The sequence below is a fragment of the Qipengyuania sp. genome (assembly GCF_048550555.1).
In the GTDB taxonomy this organism is placed as follows: Bacteria; Pseudomonadota; Alphaproteobacteria; order Sphingomonadales; family Sphingomonadaceae; genus Qipengyuania.
In genome coordinates this window covers 25,663-48,326 of the sequence record NZ_JBLYYF010000043.1, presented here as the reverse complement: position 1 = coordinate 48,326, position 22,664 = coordinate 25,663, and the positions used below count along the sequence as shown (strand labels likewise).

18 protein-coding genes are annotated in these 22,664 nt (G+C 65.8%); 11 read left to right on the top strand and 7 right to left on the bottom strand.

The features are described from left to right. Positions 1 to 61: 61 nt before the first annotated feature. The 6 genes from ACN4E0_RS11540 to ACN4E0_RS11515 all read right to left on the bottom strand — a co-directional run bounded on the left by ACN4E0_RS11540 (position 62) and on the right by ACN4E0_RS11515 (position 5,615). Positions 62 to 739, bottom strand: a complete 678-nt coding sequence (locus ACN4E0_RS11540) for a response regulator transcription factor (protein ID WP_419568045.1) — start codon at positions 737 to 739, stop codon at positions 62 to 64. 106 nt (positions 740 to 845) lie between these two features. Then, complete coding sequence (locus ACN4E0_RS11535; protein WP_419567982.1) at positions 846 to 1,868, bottom strand: aldo/keto reductase; 1,023 nt, start codon at positions 1,866 to 1,868, stop codon at positions 846 to 848. Between the two features lie 217 nt (positions 1,869 to 2,085). Continuing rightward, complete coding sequence (locus tag ACN4E0_RS11530) at positions 2,086 to 2,823, bottom strand: SDR family NAD(P)-dependent oxidoreductase (RefSeq protein WP_419567980.1); 738 nt, start codon at positions 2,821 to 2,823, stop codon at positions 2,086 to 2,088. Between the two features lie 13 nt (positions 2,824 to 2,836). Continuing rightward, on the bottom strand, positions 2,837 to 3,979 hold the full coding sequence (locus ACN4E0_RS11525) for an acyl-CoA dehydrogenase family protein (RefSeq protein WP_419567978.1): 1,143 nt from the start codon (positions 3,977 to 3,979) through the stop codon (positions 2,837 to 2,839). A 14-nt stretch (positions 3,980 to 3,993) separates the two neighbouring features. Next, on the bottom strand, positions 3,994 to 4,968 hold the full coding sequence (locus ACN4E0_RS11520) for an NAD(P)H-dependent flavin oxidoreductase (RefSeq protein ID WP_419567976.1): 975 nt from the start codon (positions 4,966 to 4,968) through the stop codon (positions 3,994 to 3,996). Between the two features lie 56 nt (positions 4,969 to 5,024). Then, a complete protein-coding gene (locus ACN4E0_RS11515; protein WP_419567974.1) occupies positions 5,025 to 5,615 on the bottom strand; it encodes a flavin reductase family protein in 591 nt (196 codons plus the stop codon). Between the two features lie 231 nt (positions 5,616 to 5,846). On the opposite strand from ACN4E0_RS11515, the gene ACN4E0_RS11510 reads away from it, so the two are divergent. The 9 genes from ACN4E0_RS11510 (at position 5,847) to ACN4E0_RS11470 (ending at position 19,848) form a co-directional block, all read left to right on the top strand. Further along, a complete protein-coding gene (locus ACN4E0_RS11510; protein WP_419567972.1) occupies positions 5,847 to 8,873 on the top strand; it encodes a TonB-dependent receptor in 3,027 nt (1,008 codons plus the stop codon). Between the two features lie 114 nt (positions 8,874 to 8,987). Beyond that, a complete protein-coding gene (locus ACN4E0_RS11505; RefSeq protein WP_419567970.1) occupies positions 8,988 to 10,535 on the top strand; it encodes a tryptophan halogenase family protein in 1,548 nt (515 codons plus the stop codon). A gap of 2 nt (positions 10,536 to 10,537) precedes the next feature. Beyond that, positions 10,538 to 11,257, top strand: coding sequence for a SapC family protein (locus tag ACN4E0_RS11500; protein ID WP_419567968.1), 720 nt, complete (start codon positions 10,538 to 10,540; stop codon positions 11,255 to 11,257). Further along, the gene (locus tag ACN4E0_RS11495) at positions 11,250 to 12,281 is read left to right on the top strand and encodes a cupin-like domain-containing protein (RefSeq protein WP_419567966.1); all 1,032 of its coding nucleotides are present in this window, start codon (positions 11,250 to 11,252) and stop codon (positions 12,279 to 12,281) included. The genes ACN4E0_RS11500 and ACN4E0_RS11495 overlap by 8 nt, the downstream gene beginning before the upstream one ends. Continuing rightward, positions 12,278 to 13,780, top strand: a complete 1,503-nt coding sequence (locus ACN4E0_RS11490) for a tryptophan halogenase family protein (protein WP_419567964.1) — start codon at positions 12,278 to 12,280, stop codon at positions 13,778 to 13,780. The genes ACN4E0_RS11495 and ACN4E0_RS11490 overlap by 4 nt, the downstream gene beginning before the upstream one ends. Positions 13,781 to 13,845: 65 nt before the next feature. Beyond that, positions 13,846 to 14,907 (top strand): LacI family DNA-binding transcriptional regulator, encoded by a 1,062-nt coding sequence (locus ACN4E0_RS11485; protein ID WP_419567962.1) that lies wholly within the window; start codon positions 13,846 to 13,848, stop codon positions 14,905 to 14,907. A 179-nt stretch (positions 14,908 to 15,086) separates the two neighbouring features. Then, positions 15,087 to 17,489, top strand: coding sequence for a glycoside hydrolase family 3 N-terminal domain-containing protein (locus ACN4E0_RS11480; protein WP_419567960.1), 2,403 nt, complete (start codon positions 15,087 to 15,089; stop codon positions 17,487 to 17,489). Positions 17,490 to 17,600: 111 nt separating this feature from the next. Then, on the top strand, positions 17,601 to 19,022 hold the full coding sequence (locus ACN4E0_RS11475) for a sugar MFS transporter (RefSeq protein ID WP_419567958.1): 1,422 nt from the start codon (positions 17,601 to 17,603) through the stop codon (positions 19,020 to 19,022). 91 nt (positions 19,023 to 19,113) lie between these two features. Further along, the gene (locus tag ACN4E0_RS11470; RefSeq protein WP_419567956.1) at positions 19,114 to 19,848 is read left to right on the top strand and encodes a 3'(2'),5'-bisphosphate nucleotidase CysQ; all 735 of its coding nucleotides are present in this window, start codon (positions 19,114 to 19,116) and stop codon (positions 19,846 to 19,848) included. On the opposite strand, the gene ACN4E0_RS11465 is transcribed toward ACN4E0_RS11470, so the two are convergent. Continuing rightward, positions 19,845 to 20,738, bottom strand: coding sequence for an HpcH/HpaI aldolase/citrate lyase family protein (locus ACN4E0_RS11465; protein WP_419567955.1), 894 nt, complete (start codon positions 20,736 to 20,738; stop codon positions 19,845 to 19,847). The two genes, ACN4E0_RS11470 and ACN4E0_RS11465, sit on opposite strands and share 4 nt — an antisense overlap. Positions 20,739 to 20,994: 256 nt before the next feature. On the opposite strand from ACN4E0_RS11465, the gene ACN4E0_RS11460 reads away from it, so the two are divergent. Both ACN4E0_RS11460 and ACN4E0_RS11455 read left to right on the top strand, forming a co-directional pair. Then, positions 20,995 to 21,408 (top strand): hypothetical protein, encoded by a 414-nt coding sequence (locus ACN4E0_RS11460; RefSeq protein ID WP_419567953.1) that lies wholly within the window; start codon positions 20,995 to 20,997, stop codon positions 21,406 to 21,408. A 27-nt stretch (positions 21,409 to 21,435) separates the two neighbouring features. After that, the gene (locus tag ACN4E0_RS11455; protein WP_419567951.1) at positions 21,436 to 22,647 is read left to right on the top strand and encodes an acyl-CoA dehydrogenase family protein; all 1,212 of its coding nucleotides are present in this window, start codon (positions 21,436 to 21,438) and stop codon (positions 22,645 to 22,647) included. Positions 22,648 to 22,664: the final 17 nt, after the last annotated feature.

Genomic DNA, 22,664 nt, shown 5'->3' with positions numbered 1-22,664 from the left:
CTCCGGGCGGCCCTTTTTTTGCCTAACGGGAATGGGAAGGTGTGAGCCCCCCCGCCGCCGCTTAGTCGTAGCTGTCGTAGACGTAGCCGAGCGAGCGGACGGTGCGCACGCGCTCGCCCGCCCCGACCATGCGCAGCGCGCGGCGCAGACGGCCGATCCAGACGTCGACCGTGCGTTCGTCGATCGGCGGTTCCTGCTTGCCCAGCGCGGCGATCAGATCGCCGCGCGAAAGCACGCGGTCAGGATTCTGCGCGAGAAAGTGCAGCAGGCGGAATTCGTTCGGCCTGAGGTCGAGCGGCCTGCCGCCCCAGCGCGCTTGCAGCGCGGCGAGATCGACCAGCAGGTGGCCGAGTTCGAGCCGCTCGTTTATGCGGCCCTGCCCGACCTCCGCCTGCAGTGCCATGACCCGGTCGAGGATCGCGTTGCGGTCGAGCGGACCGATGACGTAATCGTCGGCTCCGGCGCGCAGCGCCCTGCGCTTGTCCTCGGCATCGTCTTCCTCGAGCACGATGGCGATATGCGCCTCGGCCATGCGCGGATCGGACCGCAGGCGGCGGCACATCTCCAGTCCCGAGAGGTCGTCCATCACCCAATCGATGAACGCATAGGCCGGGCCTTCCACCAGCCGGCGCGGGCCGTCGGGGTAGAGGCGGGCGAAGGCATAGCGCAGATCGCCATTGTCGAAATCGGCGAGCTCGCCGGCAATCGGGTCTGTCAGAAAGATATTGATCGTACGCACGCGGCTGAGTTCCCACCCTGTCGGGGGAAGCGTTGCCGCAGCCATGTGACTTGTTTGTGACCCGTTCTCCGCGTTTGTAACACTTCGCGCCAAAAGGCGAATTTTCCTATTCCCCGGTCACCGAAAGCGTCCAGTTCCGCGGTGCTGTCGAGGCGATCCCGACGGGCGCCTTCGGGACATAGGGGGCCTCGAGCCGCGCCACTTCCTCGGCGCTCAGTTCCAGGTCGAGCGCGGCCATGGCGGCAGCAATATGCCCCGGCTTGGTCGCCCCGATGATCGGCGCGGTCACGCCCTTGGCGAAATGCCAGGCGAGCGCGACCGTGGCACGCCCGACCCCGCGCTCCTCGGCGATCGCCCCGACCGCCTCGACGATCGCACGATCGGCCTCTTCCTGCTGGCGGTAGAGCGTCTTGCCGAAGCCGTCGGTTTCGCTGCGCACGGTCGCCTCGTCCCACCCCCGCGCGAGCTTGCCGCGCGCCAGCGGGCTCCACGGGATCACCCCGATCCCCTGGTCTTCGCAGAGCGGCAGCATCTCGCGTTCTTCCTCGCGGTAGAGCAGATTGACGTGGTTCTGCATCGAGATGAAGCGCGTCCAGCCATTGGTACGGGCGACTTCCTGCGCCTTGGCGAACTGCCATGCCCACATCGACGAGGCGCCGATATAGCGCGCCTTGCCCGCCTTCACGATGTCGTGAAGCGCCTCCATGGTCTCCTCGACCGGCGTAAAATCGTCCCAGCGGTGGATCTGGAACAGGTCGACATAGTCCATCTTGAGGCGGACGAGGCTGTCGTCCACCGCCTGCATCAGGCTCTTGCGCGAATTGCCGCCGGTGTTGGGCGCCTGCCGCCAGGGGAGGAAAGCCTTGGTGGCGAGCACGATCTCATCGCGCTTCGCGAACTCGCGCAGCAGCTTGCCGACCACCTCTTCCGAGGCGCCGAGCGAATACATGTTCGCCGTGTCGAAGAAATTGATCCCCGCTTCCAGCGCCTCGCGGATGAAGGGGCGGCTCTCGTCCTCGGACAGGACCCAGTCGCCGTGCCAGCCGCGGGTGGTGTCGCCATAGCTCATGCAGCCGAGACAGAGGCGCGAGACCTTGAGGCCGCTGGGGCCGAGATTGACGTATTCCATGGGGCGGGTCCTTCTTTCGCTACGACGACGGGGGGACAATCGGGCGACAAAGGCGACAGTGTGTCGCCCGCCGACTATTTCGCTAAATACCTGACGTTATTTCTATTTTTCCGGACACCTCCGGGGCGACACGGGTGCGCAAGGCGCCCCCCTCCGCTCCCGCTTCCTGGTGGCTGGCACACTCTTGCATGCTGCACGGGTGTAGGAAAGGTGCGGATCAGGAAAGCGTCATGCCGCCATCGACACGGATGGTCTGCCCGACGACGTAATCGGCCAGCGGCGAGGCGAGGAACAGCGCCGCACCGGCCATGTCCTGCGGCGTGCCCATGCGGCCTGCCGGGATCCGCGCGACCGCCCCCGCCGCGCGCTGTTCGTTGTCGGTGGTCACCTTGGTGAGCTTGGTCGGGACGAGCCCCGGGGCGATGCCGTTCACACGGATGCCCTCCCCCGCCCAGGCCTGCGCCAGCGAGCCGACCAGGCTGACCGCGCCAGCCTTGCTGGCGGCGTATGCCGGGTTGCCGATCATCGCGTGATAGGCGCCGACCGAGCTGACCACGATCAGCGATCCGCCCCCTTCGGCCAGCCTCGCCCGCACCGCGCGGGCGCAGTCCATCAGCGAGTTGAGGTTGACCTCCATCACCGCGTCCCAGCCCGCGCGCTCGAATTCCTCGCGGCGATAGCGTACCGTGCCCTGGCACAGCACCACCACATCGAGCCTATGGGGCAGCACAATCGATTCAATCGCGCCCGCACGCGCGACGTCGAGCGTTTGGAAGTGCAATCCGGCAAGATCGCTGCCCTCTTCCGCGCTGTAGTCATCCGCCGACTCACGGGTCCCCGTGACATGGACGAGTGCCCCGCGCTCGCGAAAGCCATGCGCGATGCCATTGCCGATTCCGCTCGAGCCGCCGACGACGAGAACGGTCTGGCCGGAAAAATCGAGCGGATCGGTCATGGCTGCAGGCTCCTCAGATCGAGCGGCTGATCACTTCCTTCATGATCTCGTTGGTACCGCCGAAGATGCGGGTGACGCGCGCATCGCGCCACAGGCGGGCGATGGCATATTCGTTCATGTAGCCCGCACCGCCATGCAGCTGGAGCGCCTTGTCGCAGGCTTCCCACTGGAGGTCGGTGTGCCACAGCTTGGCCGCCGATGCCTCGTCGGTGGTGAGTTCGCCGGCGAGGTGCTTCCTGATCGCCCAGTCGAGGTGCGCCCAGCCGACCTGGAGCTTGGCCTTGAGATCGGCGAGGACGAATTTGGTGTTCTGGAATTCGAAAACCGTCTTGCCGAAGGCCTTGCGGTCCTTGGTGAACTTGACCGCCTCGTCGAAGGCGCGCTGCGCCGCGGCCTGCGCGCCGACGGCGATGCCGAGCCGTTCCTGCGGCAGTTCCTCCATCAGATGGATGAAGCCGCGCCCCTCGCCGCCGAGGATATTGGTCATCGGCACGCGGCAGTCGTGGAAGAACAGCTCGGAGGTGTCGGCCGAGTGCTGCCCGATCTTGTCGAGATTGCGCCCGCGCTCGAAGCCTTCGGTATCGGCGTCGACCAGCACCAGCGTGGTGCCCTTCGCGCCCTGCGAGGGATCGGTCTTGGCGACGACGATGATGACGTCGGCGTTCTGGCCGTTGGTGATGTAGGTCTTCGACCCGTTGACCACCAGGTGATTGCCGTCCTTGATCGCGGTGGTGCGGATGCCCTGAAGGTCGCTGCCCGCACCGGGCTCGGTCATGGCGATCGCCGAGATCACATCGCCCGAGACCATGCCCGGCAGGTACTTCGCGCGCTGCTCGTCGGTCCCGAGACGTTCGATATAGTTCGCGGTAATGTCGTTCTGCAGCGTGAAGCCGGCCGAGCTGCCGAGATAGGACAGCTCCTCGCACAGCACGCAGTTGAAACCGAAATCGAGGCCGAGGCCGCCGTTCTCTTCCTTGACCGTGGGGCACAGCATGCCTGCCTCGCCCAGCGCCTTCCACGCGCTGCGCGGGACTATGCCCTCCTCCTCGTGCTGGTCGAGATAGGGCGTCATGTGTTCGGCGAAGACCTTGCGCACGGTGTCGCGGAAGGCCTCGTGATCCTCGTTGTAGGCGGTGCGCTGGCTGGTATCGAGCATGGGTCCCGTGTCCTTCAGTTCAGGAAGCCGGTCAGGCGGCGGCGAATGATCTCCTCCGCCTCGCTCATGATCCGGTCGATCAGTTCCTTGCAGGTCGGGATGTCGTTGATCAGCCCGGCGACCATGCCGCAGGACCAGGCGCCCGCATCCATCTCGCCCTCGGTCATGATCCGCGGATAGACGCCCGCGACTTCCTCGATGATGTCCTCGAACTTGAGGTCGGGGCCCAGCTTGCGCTCCTTTTCGAGCAGGCGCTCGACCGCGTCATTGGTCATCACGCGCTCGGTGTTGCGCAGCGGGCGCATGACGAGGCGGGTGTCGAGTTCGGACGCGGCGACGATCGCCTTCTTCACGTTCTCGTGCACCGGCGCTTCCTTGGTGGCGATGAAGCGCGTGCCCATGTTCATGCCGTCGGCGCCCATCGCGAGGCTGGCGACGAGGCTGCGCGCGTCGGCCTGGCCGCCGCTGGCGACGAAGGGGATCTCGAGTTCATCCGCCGCGCGGGGCAGCAGGATCATGTTGGGGACATCGTCTTCGCCCGGATGGCCGCCGCATTCGAAGCCGTCGACGCTGACCGCGTCGCAGCCGATCGACTGCGCCTTGAGGCTGTGGCGCACGCTGGTGCACTTGTGGATCACCTTGATCCCCGCATCCTTGAGATGGGGCAGCACCGCCTGCGGATTGTTGCCTGCGGTTTCGACGGCCTTGACCCCGCCTTCGATGATCACGCGGACGAGCCCCGGATAATCGGGCGCGTTGACGCTGGGCAGGAAGGTCAGGTTCACGCCGAAGGGCTTGTCGGTCATGTCCTTGCACCGGGCGATCTCGTCGGCGAGCTTCTCGGGCGTGCCGAGCGTGAGACCGGTGATGATGCCGAGCCCGCCGGCGTTGGAGACCGCCGCCGCCATTTCCGCAAACCCGACATAGTGCATGCCGCCCTGGATAATCGGGTGCTCGATACCGAACAGTTCGGTGATGCGGGTCTTCATGGCTGGCCTCTCCCTCGTTGCTTTTCGCAACGGGTATCGGCCCGTGGGCGCCGAGTCTAGCGCTTCGCCACGCTCTCGAGCGCGGCGAGCAGCTCGGCCCCACTCGCCGTAAGGGAAAGCGCCGAGCCGGTGCGTTCGGCGAGCCCTTCGCGCTCCAGGTCTTCGCCCGTGGGGCTGCGCATAATCCTGCCGTAGCGACCGCCGTGATAGATCAGCGGGTCGACCTCGCGGCGGTCGAAATCGGTCACTTCCCCGAGGAAGATGGCATGGTCCCCGCCCTCGTATTCGAAGCGCGCGGTGCAGCCGAAGCGCGCGGCATAGCCGGGGATCAGCGGCGCGCCCTCCGCTCCGTCGACGTCGTCGAGCTCGGCGAACTTGTCCGCCCCGGCGCGGGCGAAACGATCCGACATCGCCTGCTGGTCCGCCGCCAGGACGTGTACCGCCCAAGCCTCGGCGTCGCGGAACACCGGCAGCGAACCCGACTGCAGCGAGAGGCTCCACAGCACCATCGGCGGATCGAGGCTGACCGAGTTGAAACTGTTGGCGGTCAGTCCGAAGGGGCGCCCCTCTGCGTCGCGCGCGGTCACGATGGTGACGCCGGTGACGAAGCTGCCGAGCGCGTCGCGAAATGCATGGGGGTCGAACATCGTCGCTCCAGCTAGTCATGCGCCGCCGTTTGGGCAACCGTGCGGGTCTGCCCCCGCGTTCGTCAGCAATCGCCTACACGCAAAAATCGCAACATTCTTGCCACACACATGCATTTTTGTGACGATTCCTGCGCTCGTTCGATTGACCAAGTGAACGTTACCAAATAGGTGAACGTTCACATTTGGATTGTCATGCGCAGTAAGTGCATGTCTCTGGGAGGAGAATCACCAATGAAGTGGAAGAGCAAGCCTTCGCTCGTCAAATTCATGGCGGGCGCATCGGTCGTTGCCATGGGCGCAACCGCCACGGCGGCGATGGCGCAGGACGCGACGGCAAACGAGGAAGCGGCCGAAGCGGCGCTCCAGGACGACGGCAACGTCATCGTGGTTTCGGGCATCCGCGCAAGTCTGCGCGAATCAATGAACATCAAGCGCGAAGGCCAGGGCGTGGTCGACGCGATCTCGGCCGAGGACATCGGCAAGTTCCCCGACACCAACCTGGCGGAATCGCTCCAGCGCATCACCGGCGTCTCGATCGACCGTGAAAACGGCGAAGGTGCGCGTGTCACCGTGCGCGGCTTTGGGCCGGAATACAATCTCGTGACCCTCAATGGCCGTCAGATGCCGACCTCGACGCTCGGCGACGGGGCAAGCGCTCCTTCCTCGCGTTCGTTCGACTTCGGCAACCTGGCTTCCGAAGCTGTGGCAGCTGTCGAAGTCTACAAGACCGGCCGCGCAACCGTGGCTTCGGGCGGCATCGGCTCGACCATCAATATTCGTACGCCTCGGCCGCTCGACGATCCCGGTTTCAAGGGCAGCATCGCGGTCAAGGGCGTATACGACGAGTCCCAGAACGGCGATGTCGACATCACGCCAGAAGTCTCGGGCATCCTGTCGAGCACGTTCGCCGACGATCGTATCGGCATCACCGTGACCGGCAGTTACCAGAAGCGCAATTCGGGCTTCAACCAGTACTTCACCGATTGGCGTGACGGCTACCTCGGCTGTGGCGGCGTGGATTCGCTGGGCAACAGCTACGAAAACGAATGGGGCAGCGTTTGCGGCCGCCCCGACGCGAATGTACAGAACCGCCCCGGACCGGACGATGTCTATGCCGTCCCGCAGAACGGTTCGTACAATGTTACCGACATTTCGCGTGAACGCATCAACGGCCAGGCTGTCCTGCAGTACGAAGTCGTCGATGGGCTGACCGCCACTGTTGACTACACCTTCTCGCAGAACACCGTGGAAGCGCGCCAGAGTTCGGTCGGGATCTGGTTCAACCATGGCGACACATCCAGCGCCTGGACCGATGGCCCCGCCGCCGGCCCGATCTTCTATTCCGAGAATTTCGGGGACGCCCCTTCGGATCTTTCCTATTCCGGTTCGCTGACTGCCAACCGTTCGATCAACAAATCGATCGGCTTCAACCTGGAATGGGAAGCTCCGGGCGGGCTCACCTGGGTACTCGACGCTCATAGTTCGAGCGCGGAATCCAAGCCGACCCTGCCCTATGGATCGAGCGTTTCGGTCGGTACCGCGGTGTTCGGACTGCAGGAACAGCGCATCGACTTCGACAGCTACCTGCCGGTCATTTCCTATGTGAACGCAGCGGGCGTCGACTCGAACGATATTTCGCAGCGCTTCGCCACGGGCAACGCTTTCCGCAATGCCTACTTCCGCGACGATATCGATCAGGTCCAGCTGAACGGCCATTGGGAAGCCGATCTCGGTTTCCTCGAAAGCCTGGACTTCGGCGTTTCCTACACGGAAAACAAGATCAAGTCCGCTTACGGGTTCCTGCAGAACGAAACCTGGGGCGGCCTCGGCACGGCGGCGGATATCCCCGACGATATCTTCTTCCCGATCAGCATTCCCGAAGCATTTCGCGGAATGGATGGCGTCGACAATCCGAACATCATCCAGCAGTTCTACGGCTTCGACGTAGAGCGCATGGTCGACCTGCTCGAGAACCAGTTCGGTATCTGCAGCAATCCCGGTGCAGGCACCTCGATTGCCGGTACCTGTCTTGCGAACCCGACCACCGATCGCCGAATCTCGGAGAAGACCCTGGCCCCCTTCGTGGAGGCCAATTTCTCCTTCGATGTCGGTGCCGGCGAAGCCCATCTGATCGCGGGCTTGCGTTACGAGGACACCGTCGTCGATTCCACCGCGCTGGTTCCGACCGTAACCGGGTCCTACTGGGCGGCGGCGAACGAATTCTATCTCGAGCTCGACAACGACAATCTCGAGTACACCCGGGTCAAGGGTGGTTACGATGTCTGGCTTCCGAACTTCGATTTCGATATCGAGCCGATTCAGGATGTCGTCCTGCGTGCATCGTACAGCCACACGATCACGCGCCCGACCTACAACAATCTGGAAGCCGGGCTTAGCTACAACCCGCTGTTCCGTCAGGACGGGGCCGAAGGCAGCCAGGGCAACCCCAGCCTGTTGCCCTTCAAATCCGAGAACTTCGACGCATCTGCCGAATGGTACTACGGCCCGGAAAGCTATCTCTCGATCGGCTATTTCCGCAAGAACGTGAAGAACTACATCGACACCAGCGGCAGCCGGCAGATCTTGCTGCAGGACATCACCAACCCGTATAACGGTCCGCGTGCCAACGCCGCCCGTGCTGCGCTCGGTGCCAACGCCAACAACGAGAGCATTCGCGACTACATCATTGCGAATTTTCCCGAGACGACCGCAGTCGTGAACGGCGTGACCCGGATCTACGGCCTGCCCGAAGACGCCCCGCTCCAGGTCGACCTGACCCTGCCAGGCAATTCGGACCAGAAGGCAACGATCGATGGCTTCGAATTCGCCCTGCAGCACAGCTTCTGGGAAACCGGTCTCGGCGTCATCCTGAACTACACCATCGTCAACGGCGATGCGACCTTCGACAATACGCAGCCCTACAAAATCCCGCAGTTCGCGCTGGTGGGTCTGTCAGACAGCGCCAACGCGGTTCTGTTCTACGACAAGGGTCCGCTGCAGGCACGTGTGGCATGGAACTGGCGCGACAAGTTCCTGGCGGGTTACAGCCAGAATCCGACCAACCCGTTCTATCGCGACGAATACTGGCAGATCGATGCCAGCGCGTCCTACGAGTTCGACTTCGGCGTCACCGCCTTCGTCGAAGCGATCAACCTGACCGGCGAGAACCTCAAGGGCTTCCGCCGGAACGAGAACGAGACCTTCTTCGCCTATCGCGGTGCTCCGCGCTACGCGGCGGGCGTTCGCTTCTCCTTCTGACACGACCGGGGCCGCCGCGGCGGCCCCGTCAGTGGGCGGAGAGAGCCGCGCTGCCGGGCAGTGCGGCTCTCTTTTTTGTCTCCCGTGCGTAGAGAGGGTATGGGACCGGGGATAATGGCTGGCGACTTCAACAGGCTGGTGATCGTGGGCGGCGGGACGGCGGGCTGGCTGACCGCCTGCGTGCTCGCGGCGCGCCGGCCCGAACTGGATGTGACGCTGGTCGAGGCCCCCGACATCCCGACGATCGGCGTCGGCGAAGGCAGCTGGCCGACGCTGCGCGATACGCTCGCCACCATCGGGATCGACGAGGCAACCTTCCTCGCGGCCTGCGATGCCTCGTTCAAGCAGGGCTCGCGCTTTGACGGGTGGGTCGATGGCTCGCCCGCCGACAGCTATTACCACCCCTTCACCCCGCCGGCCGCAGGACCGATGGCGGAACTGCTCGGCGCCTGGGCGCAACCCGGCGACGGGACCTCCTTCGCCGCCGCGGCCGGCCCGCAGGTCGCGATCTGCGACCGCGACCTCGCCCCGCGCCAGCGCGCCATGCCCACCTATGCCGGGGCGCTGAACTACGGCTACCACCTCGACGCGGGCAAGCTCGCCGCGCTGCTGGCGGGTCACGCGGTCGCCAGGCTCGGCGTGAAGCACGTGTGCGCGCATGCGACCGGCGTCGAGCGCGACGCGGACGGCCTGCTTTCGCGCCTGCAGCTGCGTGACGAAGAGCCGCTTGCCGGCGACTTCTTCATCGATTGCACCGGCATGGCCGCCCGGCTGATCGCCGGCGAACTCGGCGTCGGCTGGGTCGATCGCTCCGACGTCTCGTTCAACGACCGGGCGCTCGCGGTACAGGTACCGGTCGAGCCCGGCAGCGCGATCGCCTCGCAGACCGTCGGCACCGCGCACGAAGCGGGCTGGCTGTGGGACATCGCGCTGCCCACGCGTCGCGGGATCGGCTGCGTCTATTCCTCGCGCTTCCTCGACGATGCCGGGGCGGAGAAAATGCTCGCCGACTACGTCGCGGCGCGGGTTCCGGGTGCCGATATGTCGGCTCTCGCCCCCCGCAAGCTGCAATTCGCGACCGGGCACCGCGAAAAGTTCTGGGAAGGCAATTGCCTCTCCGTGGGACTTTCGGCCGGGTTCATCGAGCCGCTCGAAGCCTCGGCCATCGTGCTGATCGAACTGTCGGCCAAGGCGCTCGCCGACGGTTACCCGCACAGCCGCAGCGCGCTCCCCCGCCTTGCCGACCGCTTCAACGCGCTGTTCCGCTATCGCTGGGACCGGATCGTCGATTTCCTCAAGCTGCACTACGTCCTGAGCCGGCGCGAGGAGCCCTATTGGCGGGCGCACCGCGATGCGGCGACCGTACCCGCCTCGCTGGCGGCGCAGCTCGAACTGTGGCGCGACCATCCGCCCGCGACGGCCGATTTTCCCCAGGTCGACGAAATCTTCTCCGCCGCCAGCCAGCAATATGTCCTCTACGGAATGGGCTTTCCGCTGCCCGCCGAGAGTGTCGGCGCACCTTCCGAGGCCGCCGCAAAACGCATTGCCGAAATCGCCGAACGCAGCCGCGCCCTCGCCGCGGCGCTCCCGACCAATCGCAGCTATCTCGATACACTGACCGCGAGCGCCCAGAGCCGCGCCGCGCAAGGAGAAAACGCCTGACAATGAGCAACCACCAGATCCTCAACACCGCCGATCACGCGACGCTGCGCGTCCATACCGGTGCCGGTGCCCGGTTCGGCGACGCCGCCATGGCGGCGCTGGTCGTGCCCGACGAATTCCGTCAGCTGCAGGCGCATTATCCGATCGTTTTCCGGCGCGACAACGAGAGCGGAAAGTTCACCGCGCTCGCCCTGTTCGGCTTCGAGAACGGAGAAAACCTGTTCCTCGACGGCGACAATTGGGACGCCCGCTACCGCCCGCTCTCGATCGCCGTCCAGCCATTCCTCGTCGGCCGGGCGCCCGACGGCGAAGGCGAAGGCCAGGTCCATATCGACATGGACCACCCGCGGGTCGCCAGCGATGGCGAAGGCACGCTGCTGTTCGACGAGAACGGCCGGCCGACGCCCTTCCTCGAGGATATCTCGGGCAAGCTCGGCGCGCTCCATGCCGGGTATCAGGCCAGCGCGGGTTTCTATGAGGCGCTGGCGCGCTACGAACTGCTCGAACCCTTTACCTTCGAAGTCCCGCTGTCGAACGGCTCGAAGCATTCGCTGGTCGGCTTCCACATGATCGCCGAGGACAGGCTGCGCGCGCTCGACGGTGAAGCGCTCGGCGCGCTCCATGCCGAGGGTCACCTGCTGCCAATCTTCATGGCCGTCGCCTCGCTCTCGAACCTTTCCACCCTCGTCGAACGCAAGGATGCGAAGGAGAGCCGTGGCTGAGGCCGATCCCTCGATCTTCGCGCAGATGAAGCAGGTCGAAACGCGCGAGGTGGCCGATGCGGCCGCCCTGTCGGATGTGCTCGACGGCACTCCGCAGCCCTTCGTCGTCCGCGGCCTCGTCAGGGACTGGCCGCTGGTCAGGGCGGGGCTCGAATCCCCGCGTGCCGCGCGGCAATATCTGCTCGAACGGTCGCGGCCGGTCCCCTTCACCGTCACCATCGGCCAGCCCGGTCGCGACGGCCGGCTGTTCTACGACGACGATTTCGGGATGAATTTCCGCGAGGCGCGGGGCAAGCTGGGCGACATCTTCCGCGGCTTCGACGACAATGAGGGCCGCGCCGAAGCCCCGGCGATCTACCTGACATCGGTCGACATGAAGCTGTTCTTCGACGGGCTGGTCGAAGCGAACCCCTCACCCGTGGCGCCGCGCGATCCGCTCCAGAGCATCTGGATCGGCACCTCGACCCGCGTTGCCGCGCACAATGATTTCCCGCGCAATCTCGCCTGCTGCGCGGTGGGGCGGCGACGCTTCACCATCTTCCCGCCCGAGCAGTTCGAGAACCTCTATATCGGGCCGATCGAGAACACGCCGGCGGGCCGTGCGGTCAGCATGGTCGATTTCCATGCGCCCGACCTCGACGCCTATCCTCGCTTCGCCGAAGCGCTCGAGCACGCGCAGGTGGTCGAACTCGAGCCGGGCGATGCGGTCTATATTCCGTCGATGTGGTGGCACCATGTCGAAGGGCTGTCCGCCTTCAACGTGCTGGTGAACTACTGGTGGCGCGACACGCCGGCCTTTCTCGGCCAGCCGCAGGAAGCGCTCAACCACGCCATCCTGGCGATCCGCGACCTACCCGCAGACGAGCGCGCGCTGTGGCGCAAGCTGTTCGACCACTACGTGTTCGAAAACCCGCCCGAGGTCACCGAGCACATTCCCGAGCGGGCGCGCGGCGTGCTCGCCCCGCTGACGGCGAAGACCGCGGGCCAGCTCCGCGCCTTCCTCCTGAGGACACTGAACCGATGAGTAGCGACTACAAGCCCCGCCGGATCGTGGTGGCGGGCGGCGGCACCGCCGGCTGGATGGCGGCCGCGGCGCTGGCCAAGACGATGGGCGACGCGATCGAGCTGACTTTGGTCGAAAGCGATGCCATCGGCACGGTCGGCGTGGGCGAGGCGACGATCCCCCCGCTGATCAATTTCAACCGCCTGCTCGGCATCAACGAGGCCGAGTTCATGAGCGAGACGCAGGCGACCTTCAAGCTCGGCATCGAGTTCGACAACTGGAAGGTCGAAGGCGAGAAGTACTTCCATTCCTTCGGTTCGACCGGGCGCGATCACTGGTCGGCCGGCTTCCAGCATTTCTGGGGCGAAGGTTTGCAGCGCGGCCACATGCAGAGCTATGACGACTATTGTCTCGAGTTGCTCGCGGCCTACGCCGGCAAGTTCGCGCACCTGCCCGAGAACCGGCTCAACTACGCCTATCACCTCAATGCCACCGCCTACGCCGCCTTCCTGCGACGGATCGCCGAGGGGGCGGGTGCCAGACGGGTCGAAGGGAAGATCGCGCAGGTCGAACTCGATGCCGAGAACGGCAATATCGCCGCCATCAGGCTCGAGGACGGCCAGCGGCTCGAGGGCGACCTGTTCGTCGATTGCACCGGCTTTCGCGCGCTGCTGATCGAGGGCGCGCTGCATGTGGGCTATGACGACTGGACGCACCACCTGCCCTGCGACAGTGCGATCGCGGTGCAGACCGAGTTGGCCGGTCCGCCCCTGCCCTATACCCGCGCCATCGCGCATGATGCCGGCTGGCAATGGCGGATCCCGCTGCAGCATCGCGGCGGCAACGGCATCGTCTATTGCAGCCGCTACCTGTCGAAGGACGCGGCGCAGGACAGGCTGATGTCGACCCTCGAAGGCAAGCCGATCAGCGAGCCGCGCGCGATCCCCTTCACCACCGGCGCGCGGCGCAAGCAGTGGCACCGCAACTGCATCGCCATCGGGCTGTCGTCGGGCTTCCTCGAGCCGCTCGAATCGACCAGCATCCACCTCATCCAGCGTGCCGTCATCCGGCTGCTCAGGATGATACCCGCGGGCGAGGTCAGCGAGCGCGACGTGGCCGAATTCAACGACCAGCAACTCACCGACATGGTTCAGGTGCGCGACTTCCTGATCCTGCACTACAAGGCCACCGACCGGCGCGACAGCCCGTTCTGGCGCCAGTGCGCGACGATGGACATACCCGACAGCCTGACCCAGAAGATCGAGCTGTTCCGCGAGACGGGACGCGTGTTCCGCAAGAACGAGGAACTCTTCGTGGAAAACAGCTGGGTCCAGGTCATGCTCGGCCAGGGCATCATGCCGCGCGCCTTCCACCCGGTGGCGAAGAAGATGAGCGACGACGAACTCGCGCTCTTCCTCAAGACGCTGCGCGAGAACGTGGCGCGGACGGTGGCGAGCCTGCCCGAACATCACGCCTATGTGGCGCAATATTGCGGGGCAAAAGCGGCTCGGGCCGCATAGGCCGGGGTTCTCAGCACGACGAGTTCATATTAGCGAAACGGGTAGTACGGGGGTTAGTCACACTCATGGGACGGCGGCGGCAGTCAGTCACCATCAAGCATGTTGCAGCCGATGCAGGCGTTTCCCTGCAGACGGTCAGCCGTGTGATCAACAACGAGCCCAATGTGCGGCCGGCGATGAAGGAGAAGGTGCAGGCGAGCATCGACAAGCTCGGCTACGTCCCCTCGATCGCGGCGCAGAGGATGAGCGGGTCGCGTTCCTACCTGATCCTCGCCATCAACGATCGCGACCGCACCATAGCCGACTGGCAGGCGCGCGACGGGCGCGACTGGGTCGACCAGATGCTGCTCGGCGGGATGCTGACCGCGGCCGAGCGCGGATATCGCATGATCTTCGAACTGGTCGACACGCATAGCGACCACGTCGAGCGCGAGCTCGGCGCGGCGATCGCCGCCTTGCAGCCCGACGGCGTGATCGTGACGCCGCCGCATTCGGAAAACCCGCAGATCACCGGGTTCCTCGCCGAGAGCGGCATTCCCTTCGCGCGGATCGGATCGACCGAGGAAGGCCCCGGCATCCGCATGACGATGGGCGACGAATTGCTGGCGGGCAAGGCGACCGACCATCTCATCGAACTGGGTCACACGCGGATCGGCTTCATCGCCGGGCCCGACGAGTACAGCCTCGCCGGCTGGCGCGTCGACGGATGGCGCGAAGCGATGGCGAATGCCGAGCTCGATTGCGACGGCCTGCTCGAAAAAGGCGATTTCAGCTTCGAGAGCGGACTGCCCGCGGCCCGCGCGCTGCTCGACCGCGCCGACCCGCCGACCGCGATCATCGCCAGCAGCGACCAGATGGCGCTCGCGACGCTCGACGTGGCCAAGGAACGCGGGCTCCATGTCCCGCGCGATCTGTCTATCGTCAGCTTCGACAATACCCCGATCGTGCGCTTCACCACCCCCGCCCTGACCGCGCTCGACCAGCCGATTGCGAGGACCGTGGCCCGCGCGGTCGAGCTGCTCATCGACCTGCGCAAGGACGGAATTCCGGGGGCTCCGGTGGTGGTCGAAGGCGAATTGATCGTCCGCGGCTCGACCGGACGGGCGCCGAGCGATCGCAAGCGCTGAGCCGATCCGCGCCGCACCGGGGACGGCATTTCCCGCCGCGCCACCCCAACCCTTCGGCTGGGTGCGACGCCAACCGGCAAGAACCTTGATCCGCCGCTTGATTTTCCGTCATTTGCGTGGCACCCCTCACGATTGATAACGTTCTCATTCAAATCGGGAACGCTGAGGGGACTATTGGGATGAAAGCGTTTCTGACGTCGACGGCTGCGGCCATCTGCCTTGCCGGGTGCACCACGGCCCCGGCCGAATTGCGCGATGCGCCGGCGGTGCAGGCGCCGCAGTCCACCGAGGATGCGCGCGTCGCCAATCTCATTTCGCGCATGAGCCTCGAGCGCAAGGTCGCGCAGCTGATCCAGCCGCAGATCAATTCCTTCACCGCCGCCGACATGGAACGCTACCGCTTCGGGAGCTATCTGAACGGCGGCAACGGCGGCCCCTATGGCGACGAATACGCGCCTGCCGGCGAGTGGCTGCGGCTGGCCGACGAGATGTATCTCGCCTCGGTCAAGCCGCTGCCCGGCGACGAGCCGGCGATCCCGACCATGTGGGGCACCGACGCCGTCCACGGCCATACCAATGTGGTGGGCGCGACCATCTTCCCGCACAATATCGCGCTGGGCGCGACGCGCGATGCCGACCTGATCCGCCGGATCGGCGAAGCGACCGCGGTCGAGATCGAAGTGACCGGGATCGACTGGAACTTCTCGCCCACCGTTGCGGTCGCCCAGGACGACCGCTGGGGCCGGACCTATGAAAGCTATTCCGAAGACCCCCGGATCGTCGCTCCGCTGGGCGCCGCGCTGGTCGAGGGGCTGCAGGGGCGCAAGGGCGATCCCGACCGTCTCGGACCAGGTCATGTCATCGCCACCGCCAAGCACTTCTTCGGCGACGGCGGAACCGATCAGGGCGTCGACCAGGGCGAGGTGACCGGCGACATCGAGGCGCTGAAGGCGATCCACGCCGCCCCCTACCCCGCCGCGATCGGTGCCGGGGTCGAGGCCATCATGGCCAGCTTCAATTCGATCAACGGCAAGAAGATGCACGGCAACAAGGCGCTGCTGACCGACGTGCTGCGCGGCCAACTGGGCTTCGACGGCCTCGTCGTGGGCGACTGGAACGGCCATGGGCAGGTGGCAGGGTGCACCAATACCGATTGCCCGCAATCGCTGCTCGCCGGGCTCGACATCTACATGGTGCCCGACGACTGGAAGGGGCTGCTCGAAACGCTGGTCGCGCAGGTCGAGGACGGCACCGTCCCGATGGCGACGCTCGACGAGGCCGTCACGCGCATCCTGCGCGTCAAGCTGCGGGCCGGTCTGCTCGACGGCGTCGTGAAGCCCTCCGATCGGCCCAATGCCGGCCAGCTTGAATTGCTTGGCTCGCCCGAACACCGCGCGATCGCGCGCGAGGCGGTGGCGAAGTCGCAAGTGCTGCTCAAGAACGACGGGGTCCTGCCCCTGCAGGCGGGCGCGAACATCCTCGTCGCAGGCACTGCCGCCGACAATATCGCGCAGGCTGCGGGCGGCTGGACGCTGACCTGGCAGGGCGGCGGCGAGCTCGACAACAGCTATTTCCCCGGTGCGACCTCGATCTGGAGCGGGCTGAAGGCGGCCGCGGAGGAAAGCGGCGGCAAGGCGACGCTGTCGACCGACGGCAGCTATGCCGAAAAACCGGACGTCGCGATCGTCGTCTTCGGCGAGGAACCCTATGCCGAATTCGCGGGCGATAGGAAGCATCTCGGTTTCACCGACGAGGAAGGACTCGACCTGCTGCGCAAGTTCAAGGCGGACGGCATCCCGACCGTCGCCGTGTTCCTTTCGGGCCGGCCGATGTGGGTCAATCGCGAACTCAATGCCGCAGATGCCTTCGTCGCCTCGTGGCTGCCGGGCAGCGAGGGCGAGGGAATCGCCGACGTGCTGACCGGCGCGCGGCCCGCGACAGGCAAGCTCGGCTTCAGCTGGCCGGCGACCTGCGATTTCGGCCCGTTGAACGGTCCGAAGGGAGCCCTCTTCCCGGTCGGATACGGCCGCGCGCTCGGCGACACCTCGGCCACGTCGCAGCTCGACGAGACCTGCGCGCCGCTGCTCGAAGGACCGACGCGGGCATTGTTCGAATCCGGGCGGCTCGCCGATGGCGCGATCGCTTTCGTGACCAAGCCGAACATCACCGGCGAAGGCGAGCTGCTGGCGCAGATGCGCGGCGACATCACCGATGCGGGGGTGAGCGTTCGCAGCGTGGACCGGAATGCGCAGGAGGATGCGCGCGAGATTTCGATGCGCGCCGGATCGCGCTTCGGCCTCGCGCAGGATCGCGACAGCGGCGGCGCCTATCGCATCGCCTACGAGGTGATGACGCGCCCGACCGCGCCGATCGCCCTGCGGGTCGGCGAGGACGCCGTGGTCGACCTGACCGACAAGTTCGCGCTCGCCCACGGCAAGGGGTGGCGCGAGATGCTGATCACCGGGGCCTGCGCACCGGGCCTGGGCAAGCGCATCCGCTTCGAAACCGAAGGCGACATAAGCTTCCGGATTTCCAGCGTAACGCGCGAGGACGTACCAGAGGGCACCGCCTGCTCGTTCTGAACGAATGCATTCGTATTCGTCTTGTGACCCGGTTATGGCGTGTCACACGACGAACGAGAAATACGGCCCGGGCGCCGATACGTCGCACCGGCTCCAGGGAGGAAATCTGACATGGCACTCGCACCCGATGTTGCGACGAGCACCGATCCGAACGCGATCGCGGACGAAGGCACACATGTGAATGCGCCCGGCCTGCAATATTTCGTCTTCGCGCTGTTCTTCATCTTCGGCGGCATCACCTCGCTCAACGACGTGATCCTGCCCAAGCTGAAAGAGCTGTTCACGCTCAACTACACGCAGGCGATGCTGGTCCAGTTCTGCTTCTTCACCGCCTATCTGCTGATCGGGATTCCGGGCGCGCAGCTGGTCAAGAAGGTCGGCTACATGCGCGGCGCGGTGGCCGGCCTGCTGACCATGATGGCGGGCTGCCTGCTGTTCATTCCGGCGAGCCAGACCGCGACCTACGGCCTGTTCCTCGGCGCGCTGTTCATCCTCGCCAGCGGCGTGGTGATCGTTCAGGTCGTCACCAATCCGCTGATCAGCCTGCTCGGCCCGCAGAAGACGGTGCACAGCCGGCTCACCTTCGCGCAGGCCTTCAACAGCCTCGGCACGACGGTCTTCCCGCGCGTCGGCTCCGCGCTGATCCTCGGCGGGATCGCGGGGGTCTCCGCCGCCGAGCTCTCGGGCGCCGAACTCGACGCCTATCGCACCGCCGAAAGCGCGGCGATCGTTTCGACCTATATCGGCCTCGCCGTCGCGCTCGCCGTGATCGCGCTGGTGGTCTGGCTCTATCGCAACAAGCTGCCGCATGACACGACCTCGATGGAAGGCGCCGCTCTGACGACACCGCTGCGCTATCTCGTTGGGATCGTGCTGATCGGGATCGGCGGCTGGCTGGTGATCAGCGGCAGGGAAATCCTCGGCATCGTCCTGCTTGTGGCCGCTCCGGCGATCTGGCTGTGGGGCAACAGCCTGCTCAGCCGCACGCGCTTCTCCTTCGGCGCGGCCTGCATCTTCCTCTACGTCGGTGCCGAAGTCGCCATCGGCTCGCTGATCGTCAGCTACCTGATGCAGGAAGGCGTCATGGGACTGAGCGAGCAGGCGGCGGGCAACATGATCTGGATGTACTGGGGCGGTGCCCTCGTCGGCCGGATCATCGGTTCGCTGGTGCTGCGCTTCGTCAGCCCCGGCCTGATCCTGACGGGCGTGGCGCTGGGCGCGATCTCGCTGGTGCTGATATCGACCAACACCACGGGCACTGTCTCGGCCTACAGCCTGCTGGCGGTGGGCCTGATGAACTCCATCATGTTCCCGACGATCTTCTCGCTCGCCTGCGAAAAGCTCGGGCTCAAGGCGGCCGACGGGTCGGGGATCATCAACATCGCCATCTTCGGCGGCGCGGTGATCCCGCTGCTCACCGGCATGCTGGCCGATGCCAGCGGCAGCCTGGGCACGGCCCTGATCCTGCCGATCGCCTGCTATGCGATCATAGCGGCATTCGGCATCTACGCGCGCAAGCCCGCCACCGCCTGATTTCGCACTTGCAACAATTCGGGGGTTCGCAAGGCGACTTCGGTCTGCCATGCGAACCCCCAAGCATTTGGACACCGGGGACAATACCAGCATGACCGACGCCGAACTCGCAGCCCATCTTGCCGAAGTGGCGGGCCGGATCCTGATCGAGGTCCGCGAGAGCGGGATGTTCGAAGGCAAGGCGCTGGGCAAGGCGGGCGACCAGACCGCCAACCAGTTCCTCGTCCACGCGCTGCGCGAACAGCGGCCCGACGACGGTCTGCTGTCCGAGGAAAGCAAGGACACCGACGAGCGCCTGTCGAAGGAGCGCGTGTGGATCGTCGACCCGGTCGACGGCACACGCGAATATGGCGAGGCGCGCACCGACTGGGCGGTGCATGTCGCGCTCTGCGTCGACGGGAAGCCCGAGATCGGCGCCGTTGCCCTGCCCGGCCTCGGCACCGTTCTGCGCACCGACGCCCCCATCGACATGCCCGCGAGCGCCGAGAAGCCGCGCATGGTGGTCAGCCGCACGCGTCCGGCGGCCCAAGCGGTCGCCGTCTCCGAAGCGATCGGCGCCGAACTCGTCGGCATGGGCTCGGCCGGCGCCAAATCCATGGCGGTGGTTCGCGGCGAGGCGGAAATCTATCTCCACACCGGTGGCCAGTACGAATGGGACAGCGCCGCGCCCGCCGCAGTCGCGTTGGCGCACGGCCTGCACGCGAGCCGCATCGACGGCAGCCCGCTGATCTACAACAATTCCGACACCTACATGCCCGACCTGCTCATCTGCCGCCCCGAATGGGCCGAGCGGGTGCTCGAGGAGGTCGGCAAGCTGTCCGCCTAATCCTCGACCTGCGCCAGCAACTGGCGCGCGCGCGAGAGATGCGGGCGGTCGAGCATGCCGCCCTGCCAGCCGATCGTTCCCGCGCCTGGGTTCGCCTCGAACAGGCCGACGATCTCGCGCGCCTCGGCGATCTCTTCCTCGCTCGGCGTGAAGGCTTCGTTGATCACCGGGACCTGCGCCGGGTGGATCGCCAGCATCCCGCGATAGCCCTGGCGGCGGACCTCGATCGCACGATGGCGCAACGCCTCGAGATCGCGGAAATTGGTGTCGATGGTCTCGACCGGAACGACTTCGGCCGCCGCCGCGCCGAGCAGGCACAGGCTGCGCGCGAGCTTGTAGGTGAAGGCGAAATCGCCATCGAAATCCTTGTTGCTCTGCGCGCCGATCGAATCCGCGAGATCCTCCGCGCCCCAGGTCATCGCAGCCAGCCGCGGCGCGCCGCCATAATCACCCGTGGTGAACATCGCCGCCGCGGTTTCGGTCACCAGCGCGATCACCGGGGTCGATCCGGGTTCCATCCCGTTCTCGACCTCGAGCGCGGTCATCTGGCGATCGAGCTCCTCGACGTCATGCCGCCCGCGCGATTTGGGCAGCATGATCCCGCCGGGACGCGCGGGCATGATCACCGCAAGGTCGGCGGCGGTCCACGCCCCGTCGAGCGGGTTGACCCGCACCCACAGCCGCGCGCGCTCTGCCTCGCTCTTTCCCTGGAGGAACTGCGCGATCGCCGCGCGGGCCTCGGGCTTGCCGCTTTCGACCACCGAATCCTCGAGATCGAAGATGACGATGTCGGCCTCGCCCTCGGCGGCCTTGGTCATTTTCTTCTCGCTGTCGCCCGGGGCGAACAGCCAGCTGCGCATGCGGATCCGGGGCTTGGATGTCTCACTCATGCGCGTGCTTGAGGCGGATGCGGTCGCCCGCGTCAAGGGCAAAGCGCCATGCCGTAGCGTCGGCATGCTTGCGCTTGCCCACTTTCGGTTGTGCGGTATGCTACCCATCGCCCAGAGAGCATGCGATTCCCCAAAACGGACGAGCGCATGGGGCAGGAGAGGAGCGTCACTGGGTGCGGCACCGACCCCGGCATATGATCGCCGTCGTGCGAATGGTTTTTCCGAAAATTGGGTATCCCGATCGGGAGCCGCTGCCATGAGCCGCGCCGACGCCCTGCTCGCGACTGCGCCGCGCAAGCTCTCGACGGCAGTCGAAGACGACGCGGTGAAATCGGACTGCCACAATGCAGGGATCCATTTCGCGGCGAACAGCTTCGCGGTGCAGTGCGCCGCCGGGCTCGGCATCCTCGCGGCAGGCATCTGGCTCGAAACCTCGCGCTTCCCGGTCGGTCTCAATCCCGAGGCGGGGACCCGCGCGATGACCGACAGCCCGATCGCGCATGAGGTGCCGATGGTGATGGCGCCGTGGGGGATTGGCTGCCTTGTCCTGTGGTTCTATCTCATTACCCAAGCGCAGCACCTGGAGAATGTCGAGACGCTGCGCGCCCGCGAGGCGGAAGCGAATGCCCGCGTGCAGAGCAACAATCCCGTAAGCGGCGCCACCCGCTAGGATCCGAATGATTTCAAGGAGAGGCCCATGGCAACCCAGCTAGAACCCGATGTCCGGGCGGACGAGGATGCATTCCGCACCGAAGTGCAGCAATTCCTCGCCGACCATTTCCCCGCCGAGCTCAAGAACAAGGGCAGCGCCCTTGCCGGCGTCGACGGGCCGACCGATGAAACGCCGGCGCAGAAGGCCTGGCGCGAGGCGGTGGGCGAACGCGGCTGGGGCACGCCGAGCTGGCCCCGCCAATATGGCGGCGGCGGCCTGACCAAGGCGCAGGCCAGGATTCTCGACCAGGAATTCGCCAAGGCCGGCGCCTACAATCCGATCGGCGGCATGGGCGTGATGATGTTCGGCCCAACGCTGCTCGAATACGGCAGCGAGGAACAGAAGAGCGAGCACATCCCGCCGATCTGCCGCGGCGAAATCCGCTGGTGCCAGGGCTATTCGGAACCCAATGCCGGGTCCGACCTCGCCAACCTGCAGACCTTCGCCGAGGACAAGGGCGACCACTATCTCGTCAACGGCCAGAAGACCTGGACCAGCGGCGGCCAGTGGGCCGACAAGTGCTTCGCCATCGTCCGCACCGACAAGAGCGACAAGCACCGCGGCATCAGCTTCATGCTGATCGACATGGACGCGCCCGGCGTCGAGGTTCGCCCGATCACCATGATCAGCGGCACCAGCCCCTTCTGCGAGACTTTCTTCACCGATGTGAAGGTGCCCAAGGAGAACCTCGTCGGCGAGGAGGGCCAGGGCTGGACCATCGGCAAGCGCCTGCTGCAGCACGAGCGCACCAACATCTCCGGCGGCGGACGGCTCGCCAGCATGATGGGCCAGAGCCTTGGCGACATCGCCAAGAAATACGGCGCGACCGATGCCGGTGGCGAGCTCGCCGACAAGGTGCTGCGCGACAAGATCGCCGATTTCGAGATCCGCTGGAACAGCTTCCTGCTCACCGCGCGCCGCGCGGTCGAGGAGAGCAAGGCGCAGGGCGGCGTCTCCGAGATCAGCTCGGTGCTGAAAAAGCTCGGCACCAAGCTGAGCCAGGAACGCAGCGAGCTGCTGATCGAGATCCGCGGCCTGCAGGGCCTCGGCTGGGAAGGCGAGGAGTTCACCGACGGCGAGCTCGAGGCCGTGCGTGGCTGGCTCTTCGGCAAGGCCACGACGATCTATGGCGGATCGACCGAAATCCAGAACAACATCATCGCCAAGCGCGTGCTCGGCATGCTCGACCACCAGTAAGAGAGGGGAGCAATCAG